Raw genomic sequence first — 14,716 nt, 5'->3', positions numbered from 1 at the left:
CGGCCGAAAAGCTAGGAGCCGAAGCTAGACAATTAAAAAATGATTACTCGAAAATTCTTCTTCAGCATTATCTAGTTTTGAGGGAACAAACCTCAACAGGTCTAGTGGCGATAGCGAAAAGGTCACACCCGTTCCCATCCCGAACACGGAAGTTAAGCTTTTCAGCGCCGATGGTAGTTAGGGGCTGTCCCCTTGTGAGAGTAGGACGTCGCTAGGCAAAAGAAAGAACAGCTGTAATGGCTGTTCTTTTTTGTATGGTCATTTTTTACTTGAGTTAAGCGGACACCAGATACGTTAATCGTACAAAAATGGGGTAAATGTTGATGTTTGAGGACACAGCTTCCGCTAATTCATTTATTTTCAGTGATTTCCTTGTGTTTTTTGATAATAGCGAACCCAGTGTCCGTATAGCCTACAAAGAAGATCATTTAATGAAAATAACGGATCTAGTGTCCGCATTAATTTCTTTAACTAGTTTCTTCTCGACATTTTAGAACTTCTTCAAACCGCCCCCTTCTTTTTCAACGCAACAAACCACTTCATGCTTTCCCCTTTGTCAACGTTTGATAAATTAAAAAAGGTCCCTTCTTAGAGGTAATGTTTAAAAAGGACTGAATAAAAGGAAAATCCTGATTAGGCATCATTTTTATTAATTCGCTCCACCATTCTGTTTCATACCGAGCGATCATACTTAAATTATAAAGCAATAAATAGTGGATTAATAATTCCGGGAATAAATTTAGGCTATTTTTGATTCTAGGGAAATAGAGCTGTCCATTTTCCATATTGAATTTAATCGGAAGCAAGTCATTTAGGCATGTTGAGTTGACCGCAAAATGTATAAATTGTTCATCTGTTCCTTGTATATCGGCTGTATTTCCGTTATTCCAATATTCGATAAAACGTGCTTCCGTCATATGAAAGGAGTCTAAGATTTCCTTTGGCAGTAGATGTACATGATCCTGCTGATTCATTTGCAAAAATGTCTGTTTCCCCTCTGTTTGTATAAACATTTGATTAAGTTCAGGAATCTGTGCGAGCAGCTCCCTCATATTTGTTTTTTCGCCCTCTAAATGTTTCATGTGAAACAGTTTCTCTCCCATATATGGAAAAAGTCCGCTTTTCTGGATTTTCACCTCATCATGAAAAAAGTGATATTGCTGTTTTTTTCTTTTCCTAGTTGAGACTCCATGTGCAAGAACAGTCGTTGTTTCGGGATAATTTGGGTCCACAGTTAAAATACAAGCTTTTATTAAATGAACCAGTCCGTAAAATAAAAGTATGGGCTTAATTAATAATGGAGCAAGTTCTGCTTGTTTGTAATAAATTTGTCCATGTTCAAGATAATATATAAAAGGGTAGCTGTTTTCATAACTTTTTTGCTCTGCTGATTCCAAATGTTGAAGATGATAGCATTTTTTTAGAAAGGATTGTGAAGAGCTTGCCGAAAAATAATATAAAAATGAATCCCAATCTTTATAGTCATGCATGAATAAGTACCTCCGAGTTTTTAGAAAAATGCAACATATTGAAGAATCCTTGACAGTATTTTGCCCAATTGATAACCTACTAATAATATTTTCAAGAATTGGGGGTCAAAAAGATGTGGGAAAGTAAGTTTGTAAAAGAAGGTTTAACGTTTGATGATGTGTTACTTGTTCCTTCTAAATCAGAGGTTCTTCCGCGTGATGTGAGTTTAAGTGTTCAGCTTACAGAAAAGATTAAGCTTAATATTCCAATTATCAGTGCAGGGATGGATACTGTAACTGAAGCAGAAATGGCTATTGCAATGGCTCGACAAGGTGGACTGGGTGTCATTCATAAAAACATGACGATCGAGCAGCAGGCTGAGCAAGTCGATAAAGTGAAGCGCTCTGAAAGCGGCGTTATTACAGACCCATTTTTCCTTACCCCAGAACAACAAGTATATGATGCAGAACATTTAATGGGGAAATACCGAATTTCAGGTGTACCTATCGTAAATAATGGTGAAGAGCAAAAACTTGTTGGTATTTTGACAAACCGGGATCTTCGATTTATTTCGGATTATTCCATTATTATTTCTGATGTTATGACAAAGGAAAACCTTGTTACTGCACCTGTGGGAACTACTTTAGAAGAAGCAGAGAGCATTCTTCAAAAGCATAAAATTGAAAAGCTTCCGCTTGTGGACAGTGAAGGAATTCTAAAAGGTTTAATCACTATAAAAGATATTGAAAAAGTAATTGAGTTTCCAAACTCCGCTAAGGATGATCAGGGCCGCTTGCTAGTTGGGGCTGCTGTTGGCGTAACAAAAGATACAATGATGCGTGTAGCCATGCTTGTTAAATCTCAAGTAGATGTGATTGTAGTAGATACTGCACACGGACATTCAAAAGGAGTATTTGATACAGTTCGTGAAATAAGAAACACATATCCAAATCTAGCGATCATTGCAGGAAATGTTGCAACTGCCGAAGCGACAAGGGAATTGATTGAAGCAGGAGCAGATATTGTAAAAGTAGGAATTGGACCTGGTTCCATCTGTACGACTCGCGTAGTTGCAGGAGTAGGCGTTCCTCAAATTACAGCTGTATATGATTGTGCGACTGAGGCAAGAAAGCATGGTAAGGCGATTATTGCCGATGGCGGAATTAAATATTCAGGTGATGTAGTCAAAGCACTTGCTGCTGGTGGACATGCAGTTATGCTTGGCAGCCTTTTAGCAGGTGTATCCGAAAGCCCTGGAGAAACGGAAATCTTCCAAGGCCGCCGCTTTAAGGTTTACCGTGGAATGGGTTCTGTTGCTGCCATGGAAAAAGGATCAAAGGATCGTTATTTCCAAGAGGATAATAAGAAATTTGTTCCGGAGGGAATAGAAGGCCGTCTCCCTTATAAAGGACCGTTAGCAGATACGATTTATCAGCTTGTTGGCGGTTTGCGTTCAGGAATGGGCTATTGTGGAACAAAGGACTTAACAGAATTAAGAGAGAAATCCCAATTTGTAAGGATGACAGGTGCCGGATTAAAGGAAAGCCATCCGCATGACGTTCAAATTACAAAAGAAGCACCAAACTATTCTTTCTCATAATTCAATAACAATGATTTAGAGCAGAGTATGCATAATGCTACTCTGCTTTTTGTATGGAAAATCCTTAGGTAAGAATAGGTAATTCCTCTGTCTATGTTTTAATGTCGAATTATGATAAAATATCAAACGTGTACTAAAAAGTTGGAGGGCTTTGTATTGAAAAAATTTCGTAAATATGTAGCTAGTATTCTTGCATTCGTGATAGTAATAGGGCTTTTGCCTAGCTTAAATAGAGCCTATGCAGAAGATATTTTAAATGTAAATGGTGATGCTGCAATTCTAGTAGAAGCAGAGACAGGTAAAGTACTTTATTCAAAAAATGCCGACCAAGTTCTTGGTATCGCTAGTATGACAAAAATGATGACTGAGTATCTCCTTCTAGAAGCTATTAAAGAGGGAAGAGTGAAATGGGATCAAGAATATTCCGTCAGCGAATATGTCTGGAAGATTTCACATGATACGAATTTATCCAATGTACCTTTGCGCAGAGATGGAAAATATAATATTCGTGAACTGTATCAAGCAATGACGATTTATTCAGCAAATGCTGCAACGATTGCCATTGCAGAAACGCTTGCGGGTTCTGAAGAGAACTTTGTAAAAATGATGAATAAAAAAGCAGAAGAACTAGGATTAAAAGATTTCAAGTTTGTTAACTCATCTGGCTTAAATAATAAAGATTTAAAAGGATTCCACCATACTGGGACAGAAGATGAAGAGAATGTGATGTCTGCAAGAGCAACTGCAAAACTAGCTTCTTATTTACTTAACGACTATCCAGAAGTGTTAGAAACAACAACTATTCCGAAAATGACCTTCAGAGAAGGTACAGAAGATGCAATTGATATGCAAAACTGGAACTGGATGCTCCCAAGCCTTGTATATGGCTTTGAGGGTGTAGATGGCCTGAAAACAGGGACAACGGAGTTTGCTGGCTATTGCTTTACAGGTACAGCCATCAGAAATGGCACCCGTTATATTACGGTGATAATGAATGCCAAGGATGAAAGCGGAAAGGGAACTTATAAATCCCGCTTTGATGAAACAAAGAAAATGTTCAATTATGCTTTTAGTAATTTTGGCAAAGAAGAGCTAGTGCCTGCTAATTATCAAGTGAAGGGTCAAAAGACTTTACCTGTTATTAAAGGAAAAGAAGACAAGGTAAAGATTGAAACGAAGGATCCAATCACCATGGTCGTGAAAAATGGCGAAAAGGAAAACTATAAGACAAAGCTAGTATTAGATAAAGAAAAGCTTAATGATAAAGGGGAATTAACAGCGCCTGTTAAAGAAGGGGATAAAGTCGGAACGTTAACGATTGAATCCTCTAATGAAGGTGATCTTGAATTCCTATCTGAAAAAGGAAAAAATAAAATTCAAGTAGATGTAGTTGCGGCTGAGGATATTGATAAAGCGAACTGGTTTGTGTTGATGATGCGCGGAATAGGCAGCTTTTTCGGGAATGTCTTTGGAGGCATCACTTCAACTGTAAAAGGTTGGTTCTAACAAAAAGGGGTTTCCTGTCTTGACAGGGGCCCCTTTTTGTTATTTATTTTTAATATGAGGAAGGAAAAGGGGGAAAAGTAATGGTTAAGGTAGGAGTACTTGGTCTTCAGGGAGCAGTTAAAGAACATGTCCATTCCATCGAGGAATGTGGGGCAGAGGCAGTTGTGATTAAACATAAGGAGCAATTGGATGAGATTGATGGTTTAATACTTCCAGGCGGGGAAAGCACAACGATGCGCCGTTTGATAGATAAGTATGATTTTATGGATGGTCTTAAAGCGTTTGCTGCGTCTGGCAAACCGATGTTTGGGACTTGTGCGGGTTTAATTTTATTAGCTAAGCATATTAAAGGCTATGATGAACCGCATATCGGAGTGATGGATGTCCATGTTGAAAGAAATTCATTTGGACGCCAGAGGGAGAGCTTTGAAGCAGATATAGCTGTTGCTGGCGTGGCAGAGGATTTCCCTGCTGTATTCATTCGTGCCCCTCATATTGTACAAGCAGGAGAGAATGTGGAAGTTCTGGCAAAGCATGATGAGCGCATCGTGGCAGCACGTGAGGGTCAAATCCTTGGGTGCTCATTTCATCCGGAATTAACAGGTGACCACCGCATGACCTCCTACTTTATCAACATGGTAAAAGAAGCGAAGTAAAACTAATTTGCATAATATAGTTGCAAATGATTAATAATTGTAGTACATTATAAATTAAAATTTACTATAGTCGAAAGCAATGAGAGGAACTAGTAACAGGATTTTCATTCTAGAGAGAGCCAATGGCTGGTGGAAATTGGCGGATGAAGCTTGTGAATCCATCCTCGAGCAAAGTATGGAACGCCATTTTTTGGCCAGTAAATACTTTCGGTATAAAACCGTTATGAATTTAAGGTGGAAGGCTTATGCCTTCAACTAGGGTGGCAACGCGGGTAACTCTCGTCCCTTTTTTGGGGACGGGAGTTTTTTGCGTTTTCCCACAGTGAAAAATTAGGAGGGGTTATGGAATGTTAGACATTAAGTTTTTGAGAGCAAATTTTGAAGAGGTAAAAAAGAAGCTTGAGCATCGCGGCGAGGATTTAACGGATCTTGGGAAATTTGAAGATCTTGATACGAAACGACGTGATTTGATTGTAAAAGCGGAACAACTGAAAAGCAGACGGAATGAAGTTTCTCAGCAGGTTGCCATTTTAAAGAGAGATAAGCAAGACGCGGACCATTTAATTGCTGAAATGCGTGAGGTTGGAGATCAAATTAAAGAGCTTGATGATGAGCTGCGCACGGTTGAAGAGGAATTAGATCAACTATTGCTAAGCATTCCAAATATTCCGCATGAAAGTGTCCCGGTTGGAGAAACTGAAGACGACAATGTGGAAGCGTGGAAGTGGGGAGAGGTTAGACAGTTTGACTTTGAACCGAAGCCGCATTGGGAAGTGGCAGATCAGTTGAATATTCTTGATTTTGAACGTGCAGGAAAGGTGACGGGAAGCCGATTTGTATTTTACAAAGGGCTCGGTGCACGCCTTGAACGTGCTTTATTCAACTTTATGCTTGACCTTCATACAGAGGAGCATGGTTATACAGAAGTATTGCCGCCTTACTTAGTCAATCGTGCAAGTATGACAGGAACTGGACAGCTTCCGAAGTTTGAAGAGGATGCCTTCCTTATTGAAAATGAGGACTATTTCTTAATTCCAACAGCCGAGGTGCCAGTAACGAATATGCATCGGGAAGAGATTTTAACAGCTGAAGATCTGCCGATTAATTACGCTGCATTTAGTGCTTGCTTCCGCTCTGAAGCGGGATCAGCTGGACGTGATACAAGAGGGCTGATTCGCCAGCATCAATTTAATAAGGTGGAGCTCGTTAAATTTGTAAAGCCTGAAGATTCTTATGAGGAATTAGAAAAGCTGACAAAGAATGCGGAGAAGGTTCTACAGCTATTAGGACTTCCATACCGCGTGATGAGCATGTGTACAGGTGATCTTGGCTTCACGGCTGCGAAAAAGTATGATATTGAAGTGTGGATTCCAAGCTATAACACATACAGAGAAATTTCTTCTTGCAGTAACTTTGAAGCCTTCCAAGCAAGACGTGCAAACATCCGTTTCCGCCGCGAAGCAAAAGGCAAGCCAGAGCATGTGCATACATTAAATGGGTCTGGCCTTGCAATCGGCCGCACGGTTGCCGCACTGTTGGAAAATTACCAGCAGGAGGACGGCAGTGTTGTGATTCCGGAAGTATTGCGTCCGTATATGGGCAACAGAGATGTTATTAAACCGCAGTAAATCTTGCTACACTCCAAGTTAAAATACTTTTTGAGCGGGGCCAAATCCCGCTCAAAAAAATTATTAAATAATATTGACACTATTTTTGATAAATGATATATTATTTCTTGTCGATACGGAGGAATACCCAAGTCCGGCTGAAGGGATCGGTCTTGAAAACCGACAGGCGGGTCAAACCGCGCAGGGGTTCGAATCCCCTTTCCTCCTCCATTAACATTGACATTATACACGCGCATAAATTGGAGATTAAAACCGCTACAGATTGATGTAGCGGTTTTTTTATGTTTTTATATAAAAAAATAGCCGCCTGTTTAGGCGACTATTTTTTTAATAATTGAGTTTGCTTCATGAACTCTGAAATCCGCTCAAGAATCGGTTCAACTGAGCTTTCATCATCCATAATATCATAATCATTGATGTTCAATCGAAGGACAGGACAAGCGTTAAAGGAGTTAATCCAATCTTCGTAACGCTTATGCATTTCCTTCCAATATTCTATAGGTGTCTGCTGCTCCATTGGGCGTCCTCGTTCATGGATACGGGATAGAATATCGTCAAGGGAGCCCTCCAGGTAAATAAGCAAGTCCGGATGCGGAAAATAGGGAGTCATAACCATCGCATCAAATAGACTAGTATACGTTTCGTAATCGACCTTGGACATGGTGCCTTTTTCATAATGCATCTTCGCAAAGATCCCAGTGTCCTCATAAATGGAACGATCCTGGATAAAACCGCCGCCATACTCAAAAATGCGTTTCTGTTCTTTAAAGCGTTCAGCCAGAAAATAAATTTGCAGATGAAAGCTCCATCGTTCAAAATCTGCATAAAATTTATCTAAATAAGGATTGGTATCCACTTTTTCAAAGGATGTGCGAAAGTGTAGAGCCTTTGCTAGGGCATTGGTCATTGTAGATTTTCCCACTCCAACCGTTCCGGCAATCGTGATGACTGCATTTGAAGGGATTCCATATTTGTTTCGAAGAATCATGATTGCATGCTCCCTTTAATTAATGTGATAGATAACGTGTCAATGATCGTTTGAAGATCCTCTTGATTTTTTACAAAGTCTAAATGATCGCCATTGAAGCGAAGAACTGATACTTCCGGGTGCTGAGATTCGAAGTCGCTAATTGCCTTGTCATAATCTATGGATAATTGCTCTAGATACAAAGGGCTTATATTCTTTTCGATATCTCTTCCCCTTAGGCGAATACGGTTCATAATCGTTTCTAGACTTGCATGAAGATAAATGACTACATTGGGCTTTGGCATATCTTTTGTCAGGATATCGTAGATTTTTAGATACTTCTCGTTCTCCTGTGTATTTAATGAACGCCCGGCAAAAATAAGATTTTTAAATATATGATAGTCTGCAACGACAGGCTTGTCTTTCATCAGAAAATGGTTCTGAATATCAGCTAGCTGCTTATAGCGGTTGCAGAGAAAAAACATTTCCGTTTGAAAACTCCATTCTTCAATGTTTTCATAGAATTTACCTAAAAACGGATTTTCATCTACTATTTCTTTCAGTAGGGCAAATTCGAAATGATCGGAAATGGCCTTAGCCAGTGATGTTTTCCCAACACCAATTGGTCCCTCAACCGTGATAAAAGGGGTTGCTCCCATGGATAGTCCTCCTACTCCGTCCTGCTTTATCTATATAAGTGTTGTATGGCACTACGTCCTTAAATGACACAAAAATTATTTTATCATACAATTGTGGTGGAAGGGATATGGAATTTTTTTTATCAGCGAGCACAAAAAAACAGCTGCACAAAGTATCAGCTGTTTTAAATTGCTTAAGGTCTTTTTACAACGTTAAAATTCTCTGTGATCAATAGCCAGTTTTGCGGAAAGGAAAGACCCAGCTTCCAATAGCTCATTCCTCTTAGCTTCAATTCTTTAATCAAATCAAATTTTGCCTGAATGGAGCGGGCGTCTTCAAACCAGACCTCATGTCTTTTCCCCGCCTGATCTGTATAGTGGAAGAATGGCGCCTGTGCTTTCGTGTCATACTGGATAGCGACATGGTTATTCGCAGCAAGCTGGATAGCCTGCTGGGGGCTTAAAGCTCGTGCGAAGGAGCCTTGAACAAATGGCAGTGTCCAGTCATAGCCGTATAAATTTTGTCCCATTAATATTTTGTTAGAAGGAATTTCAGATATCGCATACTCTAATACCTTTCGGACGGGTCCAATTGGAGAAACAGCCATGGCCGGTCCGCCGCTATAGCCCCATTCATAGGTCATGATGACAACAAAGTCGACAATCTCCCCGTGTGCCTTATAATCATGCGCCTCATACCAGCGTCCTTTTTGCCCAGCGCTTGTTTTAGGAGCTAGAGCAGTCGAAATCAGCCAGCCTTCTTGCTGAAACCTAGCCTTAGCTTTTCTAAGAAAACGATTGTATGCTTCTCGATCGGCCGGGCGCAAGTATTCGAAATCGAAATGGATATCCCGGAAGCCATATTTTTTAGCAGTTGCCACGATATTATTTATAAATTTGTCTTGGATGGGCATATCATTGAGGAGAATCCGTCCTAGTTCATCACTAAATTGATCATTCTCCTGGTTTGTAATCACCATCATCAGTACATTTCTGTTGGCACGGGCAATCGCAGGGAAATTATTTAATAATGGTTCCTTCAGGGTTCCATCACGAAGTGCCTGAAAACTAAACGGGGCTAAATAGGTTAAATAAGGAGCGGCTTCTCTTGCACTAGTTTCTAAATTGGGTGCAACCGTTGTGCCCCTTGGCTCTACATACGCATTAAATTCTGCCTGCTGCTTCGGACGGGGCGGAATATAAAGTCTAAATCCGATCTGAAGCGGCGTGTTAACAGAAATGCGGTTAATAGAGGCTAGTTCCTGATAGGAAATATTAAATTTCCTTGAGATTGAGTATAAACTATCCCCGCTTTGCACCGTGTAAAATCGGCCGATAATGGGGATTACTAGGGTCTGACCAACCACTAGATTATTAGGATTAGGAATTTCATTAGCCTCGGATATATCATTGGCGGTCGTTCCATAGGCACGCGCGATACTTGTTAAGGTTTGGTTTGCTTGAACAACATGAATTTGCAAAATGACTCCTCCTTTATCAAACAAATAAGGACCATTATCGATGACTAAAATTAAACACTACAACCATTTTATGAAGGAATAAATGAAGTAATGATATAATTTAACAAAGGATCTAAATTAAAGGGATGAAATGAAATGGATTTGCAAATGGATCAGTCGGACGAAATTTATATGCTAGAAGCAATACATGAGGCAAAAAAGGCTGAGCATATGAAGGAAGTGCCTATTGGAGCGATTGTTGTTCTAAACGGGAAAATCATCGCAAGAGCCCATAATTTAAGGGAATCCAATCAAAATGCAATCGCCCATGCGGAATTACTTGCTATTGATAAAGCGTGTCAGCAGCTTGGCACGTGGAGGCTTGAGGATGCCGTTCTCTATGTTACCCTGGAACCATGCCCCATGTGTGCTGGGGCTATTATTCTTTCTCGGATAAAAAAGGTTGTGTACGGTGCAAAGGATCCGAAGGGTGGCTGTGCAGGCACCTTTATGAATCTTCTGCAGGATGAACGATTTAATCATCAGAGTGAGGTAATAACAGGTGTACTGGAAGAAGAGTGCGGCGAATTACTGTCATCTTTCTTCCGAAACTTGCGCGAACGAAGGAAAGAAGAGAAGAAACAAAGGAAATTATTACAGCTGGATAATGATACAGGAATTGTCAGTGAATAGGAATTGATTTTTACACAAAAGATTAGTATACTTAATTATGCGTCACCAAGACGCAACTAAATATGGTTTCAACTTTGCCGTGCTAGGCGGGGAGGTAGCGGTGCCCTGTACTCGCAATCCGCTCTAGCGAGGCTGAATCCCTTCCCGAGGCTGGTGTCCTGTAGGGCCTGCCTTAAGTAAGTGGTGTTGACGCCCGGGTCCTGCGCAATGGGAATCCATGAACCATGTCAGGTCCGGAAGGAAGCAGCATTAAGTGGACCATCTCATGTGCCGCAGGGTCGCCTGGGCCGAGCTAACTGCTTAAGTAACGCTTATGGGAGCCAGTCGAAGGAAGGTGCACGGCAGTTTAACTATAATAAACAAAACTCATCTCGCTGAATTGGGATGAGTTTTTTTATTTCTATATACTTTGAAATATTGAAAATGAATAAGGTATAATGGTTGTTGAGAATACATAGGAAGGGGGGCGTAACAATGAGTTATCAGGCTTTATATCGGGTTTGGCGTCCTCAAAGCTTTATCGATGTTGTCGGACAGGAGCATGTAACGAAAACATTGCAAAACGCCCTGCTTCAGGAAAAAATCTCGCATGCCTATCTGTTTTCCGGGCCCCGCGGGACAGGGAAAACGAGTGCGGCCAAGATTCTGGCTAAGGCGGTCAACTGTGAGAGGGCTCCGATAAACGAGCCTTGTAATGAATGCCCTACCTGCAAAGGGATAACAGATGGATCCATTCAAGATGTTATTGAAATTGACGCCGCCTCCAATAACGGCGTTGAAGAAATTAGGGACATCAGGGACAAGGTCAAATATGCACCAAATGTTGCCAAGTATAAAGTCTATATTGTCGATGAAGTTCATATGCTTTCCATTGGAGCTTTCAATGCTTTATTGAAAACGCTTGAAGAACCTCCTAAGCATGTTATCTTTATTTTAGCAACAACTGAGCCCCATAAGATTCCGCTAACAATTATTTCAAGATGTCAGCGATTTGATTTTAAACGAATTACAGCTCAAGCAATTGTAGGCAGGATGAAGCTCATTGTCGAAGAGACTGGCGTTAAATGCGAGGAGCAAGCATTGCATGTGATTGCGAGAGCAGCAGAAGGCGGCATGCGTGATGCGTTAAGCCTACTTGATCAGGCTATATCATTTAGCCAGGATGAAGTGACAATGGATGATGCCTTAACTGTAACAGGAGCGGTTTCACAAGGCTTTTTAAATAAGCTGGCTCTTGCAGTTATGGAAAGGAATGCGGCACAAGGTCTGGAATTCCTGGAGGAACTTCTATTTCAAGGGAAAGACCCTGCACGTTTTGTTGAGGATTTTATCCTATATTATCGGGATATGCTACTCTTTAAGGCTGCCCCTAGATTGGAAGAAACGCTGGAAAGAGTTATGCTAGACGAAGAGTTCCAACAGCTTGCTGAAAAAGTCCAGCCAGAGGAACTGTATGAATTAATAGAAGTTCTGAATAAGGCGCAGCAGGAAATGCGCTGGACGAACCATCCGAGGATTTTCCTTGAGGTAGCGATCGTTAAGCTTTGCCAGCTTGATAGAAAAGGATCAAGTGTAGCTGCCGGAGATCTTCAGCCGCTGCTCCAAAAGATAGAACATTTAGAGAGTGAAATCAGTCTTTTGAAGCGCCAGGGTGTTGTGGTCCAAGATGATGGTCAGCCTGCTGTTCAGAAAAAAGCACAAAGAAGCTCCCGTAAAGGCTTCCAAGCGCCAATTGGGAAAGTTAATGAAATATTAAAGCAAGCGACAAAAAATGATTTAATGGCGATAAAAAGCAATTGGGGCGAAATGCTAAGTAGGCTGGCTCATAATCAGATGAGGTCCCAAGCTGCTTTGTTGAATGAAGCAGAGCCTGTTGCAGCCTCACCAACCGCCTTTATCATTAAATTTAAATATGAAATTCATTGTCAAATGGCAATGGATAATGCGAGATTTCTCGACATCTTATCCAGTATTATGTATGAGCTTTTGGGAAAACGACTGCAGCTCGTTGGCATTCCTGATGAGCAATGGCAAAAGGTTAGAGAAAATTTCCTCAACAGCCAGCAGGATAATGGAGTCAGCGAAGAGCATCCAAATGAAGAAGAACCATTAATCGCCGAAGCAAAAAAATTATTTGGTGATGATTTAGTAGAAATAATAGACTAATTAACTGGAGGTACAATTACATGCGTGGAATGGGTAATATGCAAAATATGATGAAACAAATGCAAAAGATGCAAAAGAAAATGGCCGAGGCTCAGGAGAAGCTTGGTGAAGAAAGAATCGAAGGAACTGCTGGAGGAGGAATGGTTTCTGTCATTGTTTCAGGCCATAAAGAAGTTCTTGAAGTGAACATCAAGGAAGAAGTAGTAGATCCAGAGGATATCGAAATGTTACAAGATCTTGTATTAGCTGCAACGAACGAGGCACTTAAAAAGGCAGATGAACTAACAAATAACACGATGGGCCAATTCACTAAAGGTATGAATCTGCCTGGAATGTTCTAAGACACTCTTATTTGTCTGGCTTCAGTTGTTGGATTAGACTGAGGCTTTTCTTTTTATGGCGCTTCCGCTTTTCTTTTAAGGAGGAATGAATATGCATTATCCTGAACCGATATCTAAGCTGATTGACAGCTTTATGAAATTGCCAGGTATCGGCCCGAAAACGGCCGCTCGTCTGGCATTTTTTATATTAAGTATGAAGGAAGACACTGTCCTTGACTTTGCAAAGGCGCTAGTGAACGCAAAGAGGAATTTGTCCTATTGCTCAGTTTGCGGCCATATTACCGATCAAGACCCCTGTTATATTTGTGAAGATCAAAGGAGAGATCGAACGGTTATTTGTGTCGTTCAAGATCCTAAAGATGTCATTGCAATGGAAAAAATGAAAGAGTATCATGGCTTATATCATGTACTTCAAGGCGCAATCTCACCAATGGATGGGATTGGGCCGGAGGATATAAATATACCCACACTTCTAAAAAGACTCCAAGATGACACAGTACAAGAAGTTATACTTGCTACGAACCCTAATATTGAGGGAGAAGCGACAGCTATGTATATTTCTCGTCTTTTAAAGCCATCTGGAATTCGCGCTACGCGAATTGCTCACGGGCTGCCTGTCGGAGGAGACCTTGAATATGCCGATGAAGTGACTCTATCAAAGGCACTTGAGGGAAGAAGAGAGGTTTAAATCTAAACTGTCGAGGCGCATTCGCTTTCTAATGGGGGACGAAGATGATGTTATTTCGTAGGAAGGGCTGGCTGCGTAAGGAATTTAATGAAAAGCTTTTAAATAAAGTTTACGATTTAAGAGAAACATGGACAAATCAAAAAACACTTGTTGAAAAAAGCTTTGATCCATCCGCAGAGATTAAGACACAAGCAAAACTCGCAGAGGCAAAATACTTCTTTCTTTTTAAAGAAGTAAAAAAAAGAAAGATTACCTTACACAAATAATTTTTGGACATAGTCCTTCTATCGAGGTCTTTTTTGTATATCGATTTCATAAATTGATAGTACAAGTTTCTCGAAAGGAGGATTTTTCTTATATTGGAGCCAGTTATCGTCATTTCTATATTAGGAGTATGCATTTTATTGCTGCTGTTTATGGGAGCACCAATGAAGCCAGTAAAAATGGTTGGACAAGGTATTATTAAGATTCTGATTGGTGCATTGTTTTTATTCTTTTTAAATACGTTTGGAAATCAGTTCGGCATACATGTCCCCATTAATTTAATCACAGCCTCTGTCTCAGGCTTTCTAGGAATTCCGGGTTTATTTTCACTAGTAGCTATACAGACGTGGATCATTTGAATAGATGAACAGCTGCGCGTAAAAGTAGCTGTTCAATTTTTTTGATGAATTATGTTGACAGTGTTTATTTATGATGTTAATATAGTAAAAGTCTTCACAAGAACCTTTTAAAACAACGAAAATTCATCAAGAAAAAAGTTGTTGACAAAGACTTGCGCGGATGATAATATTAAAAAGTCGCCTATGAGCGACAAGATAGTTCTTTGAAAACTGAACGAACAAAAACGTCAACGTTTTAGTCTTTTTATCAAAAAGACATTTATGAGCTAATCAACTCAAC

Annotated in this window: 14 protein-coding genes, 1 tRNA gene, 1 rRNA gene, 1 other RNA gene and 1 other annotated feature; of the genes, 13 read left to right on the top strand and 4 right to left on the bottom strand. The window is 40.3% G+C overall.

Going from position 1 to position 14,716, the window contains the following annotated elements; genetic code table 11:
* The first annotated feature begins 100 nt into the window (after nucleotides 1-100).
* Nucleotides 101-217: ribosomal RNA gene (gene rrf / locus AR328_RS21910) — 5S ribosomal RNA — on the top strand.
* A 322-nt stretch (nucleotides 218-539) separates the two neighbouring features.
* On the opposite strand, the gene AR328_RS21905 is transcribed toward rrf, so the two are convergent.
* A complete protein-coding gene (locus AR328_RS21905; protein ID WP_066302066.1) occupies nucleotides 540-1,490 on the bottom strand; it encodes a YaaC family protein in 951 nt (316 codons plus the stop codon).
* Nucleotides 1,491-1,603: 113 nt separating this feature from the next.
* Between AR328_RS21905 and guaB the strand changes: the two genes are divergently transcribed.
* From guaB to AR328_RS21880, 5 genes are all read left to right on the top strand, one after another.
* Nucleotides 1,604-3,070: an IMP dehydrogenase gene (gene guaB, locus AR328_RS21900; protein ID WP_066302063.1), complete on the top strand. Its 1,467-nt coding sequence runs from the start codon at nucleotides 1,604-1,606 to the stop codon at nucleotides 3,068-3,070.
* Between the two features lie 156 nt (nucleotides 3,071-3,226).
* Nucleotides 3,227-4,576, top strand: coding sequence for a D-alanyl-D-alanine carboxypeptidase family protein (locus AR328_RS21895; protein WP_066302061.1), 1,350 nt, complete (start codon nucleotides 3,227-3,229; stop codon nucleotides 4,574-4,576).
* Nucleotides 4,577-4,656: 80 nt separating this feature from the next.
* On the top strand, nucleotides 4,657-5,232 hold the full coding sequence (gene pdxT, locus AR328_RS21890; RefSeq protein WP_066302054.1) for a pyridoxal 5'-phosphate synthase glutaminase subunit PdxT: 576 nt from the start codon (nucleotides 4,657-4,659) through the stop codon (nucleotides 5,230-5,232).
* 70 nt (nucleotides 5,233-5,302) lie between these two features.
* Nucleotides 5,303-5,522, top strand: a binding site (T-box leader).
* A gap of 57 nt (nucleotides 5,523-5,579) precedes the next feature.
* Nucleotides 5,580-6,860 carry a serine--tRNA ligase gene (gene serS / locus AR328_RS21885; protein WP_066302052.1) on the top strand — a complete coding sequence of 427 codons (1,281 nt, stop codon included), beginning with the start codon at nucleotides 5,580-5,582 and terminating at the stop codon, nucleotides 6,858-6,860.
* 117 nt (nucleotides 6,861-6,977) lie between these two features.
* Nucleotides 6,978-7,070 (top strand) — tRNA-Ser (locus AR328_RS21880).
* 109 nt (nucleotides 7,071-7,179) lie between these two features.
* On the opposite strand, the gene AR328_RS21875 is transcribed toward AR328_RS21880, so the two are convergent.
* From AR328_RS21875 to AR328_RS21865, 3 genes are all read right to left on the bottom strand, one after another.
* Nucleotides 7,180-7,848 carry a deoxynucleoside kinase gene (locus AR328_RS21875; protein WP_066302049.1) on the bottom strand — a complete coding sequence of 223 codons (669 nt, stop codon included), beginning with the start codon at nucleotides 7,846-7,848 and terminating at the stop codon, nucleotides 7,180-7,182.
* The gene (locus AR328_RS21870; protein ID WP_066302048.1) at nucleotides 7,845-8,486 is read right to left on the bottom strand and encodes a deoxynucleoside kinase; all 642 of its coding nucleotides are present in this window, start codon (nucleotides 8,484-8,486) and stop codon (nucleotides 7,845-7,847) included. The genes AR328_RS21875 and AR328_RS21870 overlap by 4 nt, the downstream gene beginning before the upstream one ends.
* Nucleotides 8,487-8,659: 173 nt before the next feature.
* Nucleotides 8,660-9,946 (bottom strand): glycoside hydrolase family 18 protein, encoded by a 1,287-nt coding sequence (locus AR328_RS21865; protein ID WP_066302046.1) that lies wholly within the window; start codon nucleotides 9,944-9,946, stop codon nucleotides 8,660-8,662.
* A 147-nt stretch (nucleotides 9,947-10,093) separates the two neighbouring features.
* On the opposite strand from AR328_RS21865, the gene tadA reads away from it, so the two are divergent.
* From tadA to AR328_RS21825, 7 genes are all read left to right on the top strand, one after another.
* Entirely contained in the window at nucleotides 10,094-10,618 is a 525-nt protein-coding gene (gene tadA, locus AR328_RS21860) for a tRNA adenosine(34) deaminase TadA (RefSeq protein WP_066302079.1), read from the top strand.
* Between the two features lie 77 nt (nucleotides 10,619-10,695).
* Nucleotides 10,696-10,960: signal recognition particle sRNA large type (ffs, locus tag AR328_RS21850), an RNA gene on the top strand.
* 132 nt (nucleotides 10,961-11,092) lie between these two features.
* On the top strand, nucleotides 11,093-12,784 hold the full coding sequence (dnaX, locus tag AR328_RS21845; RefSeq protein ID WP_066302043.1) for a DNA polymerase III subunit gamma/tau: 1,692 nt from the start codon (nucleotides 11,093-11,095) through the stop codon (nucleotides 12,782-12,784).
* Nucleotides 12,785-12,804: 20 nt separating this feature from the next.
* Nucleotides 12,805-13,125, top strand: a complete 321-nt coding sequence (locus AR328_RS21840) for a YbaB/EbfC family nucleoid-associated protein (protein ID WP_066302040.1) — start codon at nucleotides 12,805-12,807, stop codon at nucleotides 13,123-13,125.
* Between the two features lie 91 nt (nucleotides 13,126-13,216).
* Nucleotides 13,217-13,813 (top strand): recombination mediator RecR, encoded by a 597-nt coding sequence (gene recR / locus AR328_RS21835; protein WP_066302038.1) that lies wholly within the window; start codon nucleotides 13,217-13,219, stop codon nucleotides 13,811-13,813.
* Between the two features lie 47 nt (nucleotides 13,814-13,860).
* A complete protein-coding gene (locus AR328_RS21830; RefSeq protein ID WP_066302076.1) occupies nucleotides 13,861-14,079 on the top strand; it encodes a YaaL family protein in 219 nt (72 codons plus the stop codon).
* A 93-nt stretch (nucleotides 14,080-14,172) separates the two neighbouring features.
* Nucleotides 14,173-14,436, top strand: a complete 264-nt coding sequence (locus tag AR328_RS21825; RefSeq protein ID WP_066302036.1) for a pro-sigmaK processing inhibitor BofA family protein — start codon at nucleotides 14,173-14,175, stop codon at nucleotides 14,434-14,436.
* Nucleotides 14,437-14,716: the final 280 nt, after the last annotated feature.

This window comes from Bacillus sp. FJAT-29937, from assembly GCF_001509555.1.
In the GTDB taxonomy this organism is placed as follows: domain Bacteria; phylum Bacillota; class Bacilli; order Bacillales; family Cytobacillaceae; genus Cytobacillus.
This window is presented reverse-complemented; position numbering and strand designations above follow the sequence as displayed.

What these genes read in the sequence shown, in the direction of transcription:
- AR328_RS21905 (WP_066302066.1), bottom strand. Translation starts at nt 1,490, where the DNA reads ATGCATGACTATAAAGATTGGGATTCATTTTTATATTATTTTTCGGCA.
- recR (WP_066302038.1), top strand. Translation starts at nt 13,217, where the DNA reads ATGCATTATCCTGAACCGATATCTAAGCTGATTGACAGCTTTATGAAA.
- tadA (WP_066302079.1), top strand. Translation starts at nt 10,094, where the DNA reads ATGGATCAGTCGGACGAAATTTATATGCTAGAAGCAATACATGAGGCA.
- AR328_RS21875 (WP_066302049.1), bottom strand. Translation starts at nt 7,848, where the DNA reads ATGATTCTTCGAAACAAATATGGAATCCCTTCAAATGCAGTCATCACG.
- dnaX (WP_066302043.1), top strand. Translation starts at nt 11,093, where the DNA reads ATGAGTTATCAGGCTTTATATCGGGTTTGGCGTCCTCAAAGCTTTATC.
- AR328_RS21870 (WP_066302048.1), bottom strand. Translation starts at nt 8,486, where the DNA reads ATGGGAGCAACCCCTTTTATCACGGTTGAGGGACCAATTGGTGTTGGG.
- guaB (WP_066302063.1), top strand. Translation starts at nt 1,604, where the DNA reads ATGTGGGAAAGTAAGTTTGTAAAAGAAGGTTTAACGTTTGATGATGTG.
- serS (WP_066302052.1), top strand. Translation starts at nt 5,580, where the DNA reads ATGTTAGACATTAAGTTTTTGAGAGCAAATTTTGAAGAGGTAAAAAAG.
- pdxT (WP_066302054.1), top strand. Translation starts at nt 4,657, where the DNA reads ATGGTTAAGGTAGGAGTACTTGGTCTTCAGGGAGCAGTTAAAGAACAT.
- AR328_RS21840 (WP_066302040.1), top strand. Translation starts at nt 12,805, where the DNA reads ATGCGTGGAATGGGTAATATGCAAAATATGATGAAACAAATGCAAAAG.
- AR328_RS21830 (WP_066302076.1), top strand. Translation starts at nt 13,861, where the DNA reads ATGTTATTTCGTAGGAAGGGCTGGCTGCGTAAGGAATTTAATGAAAAG.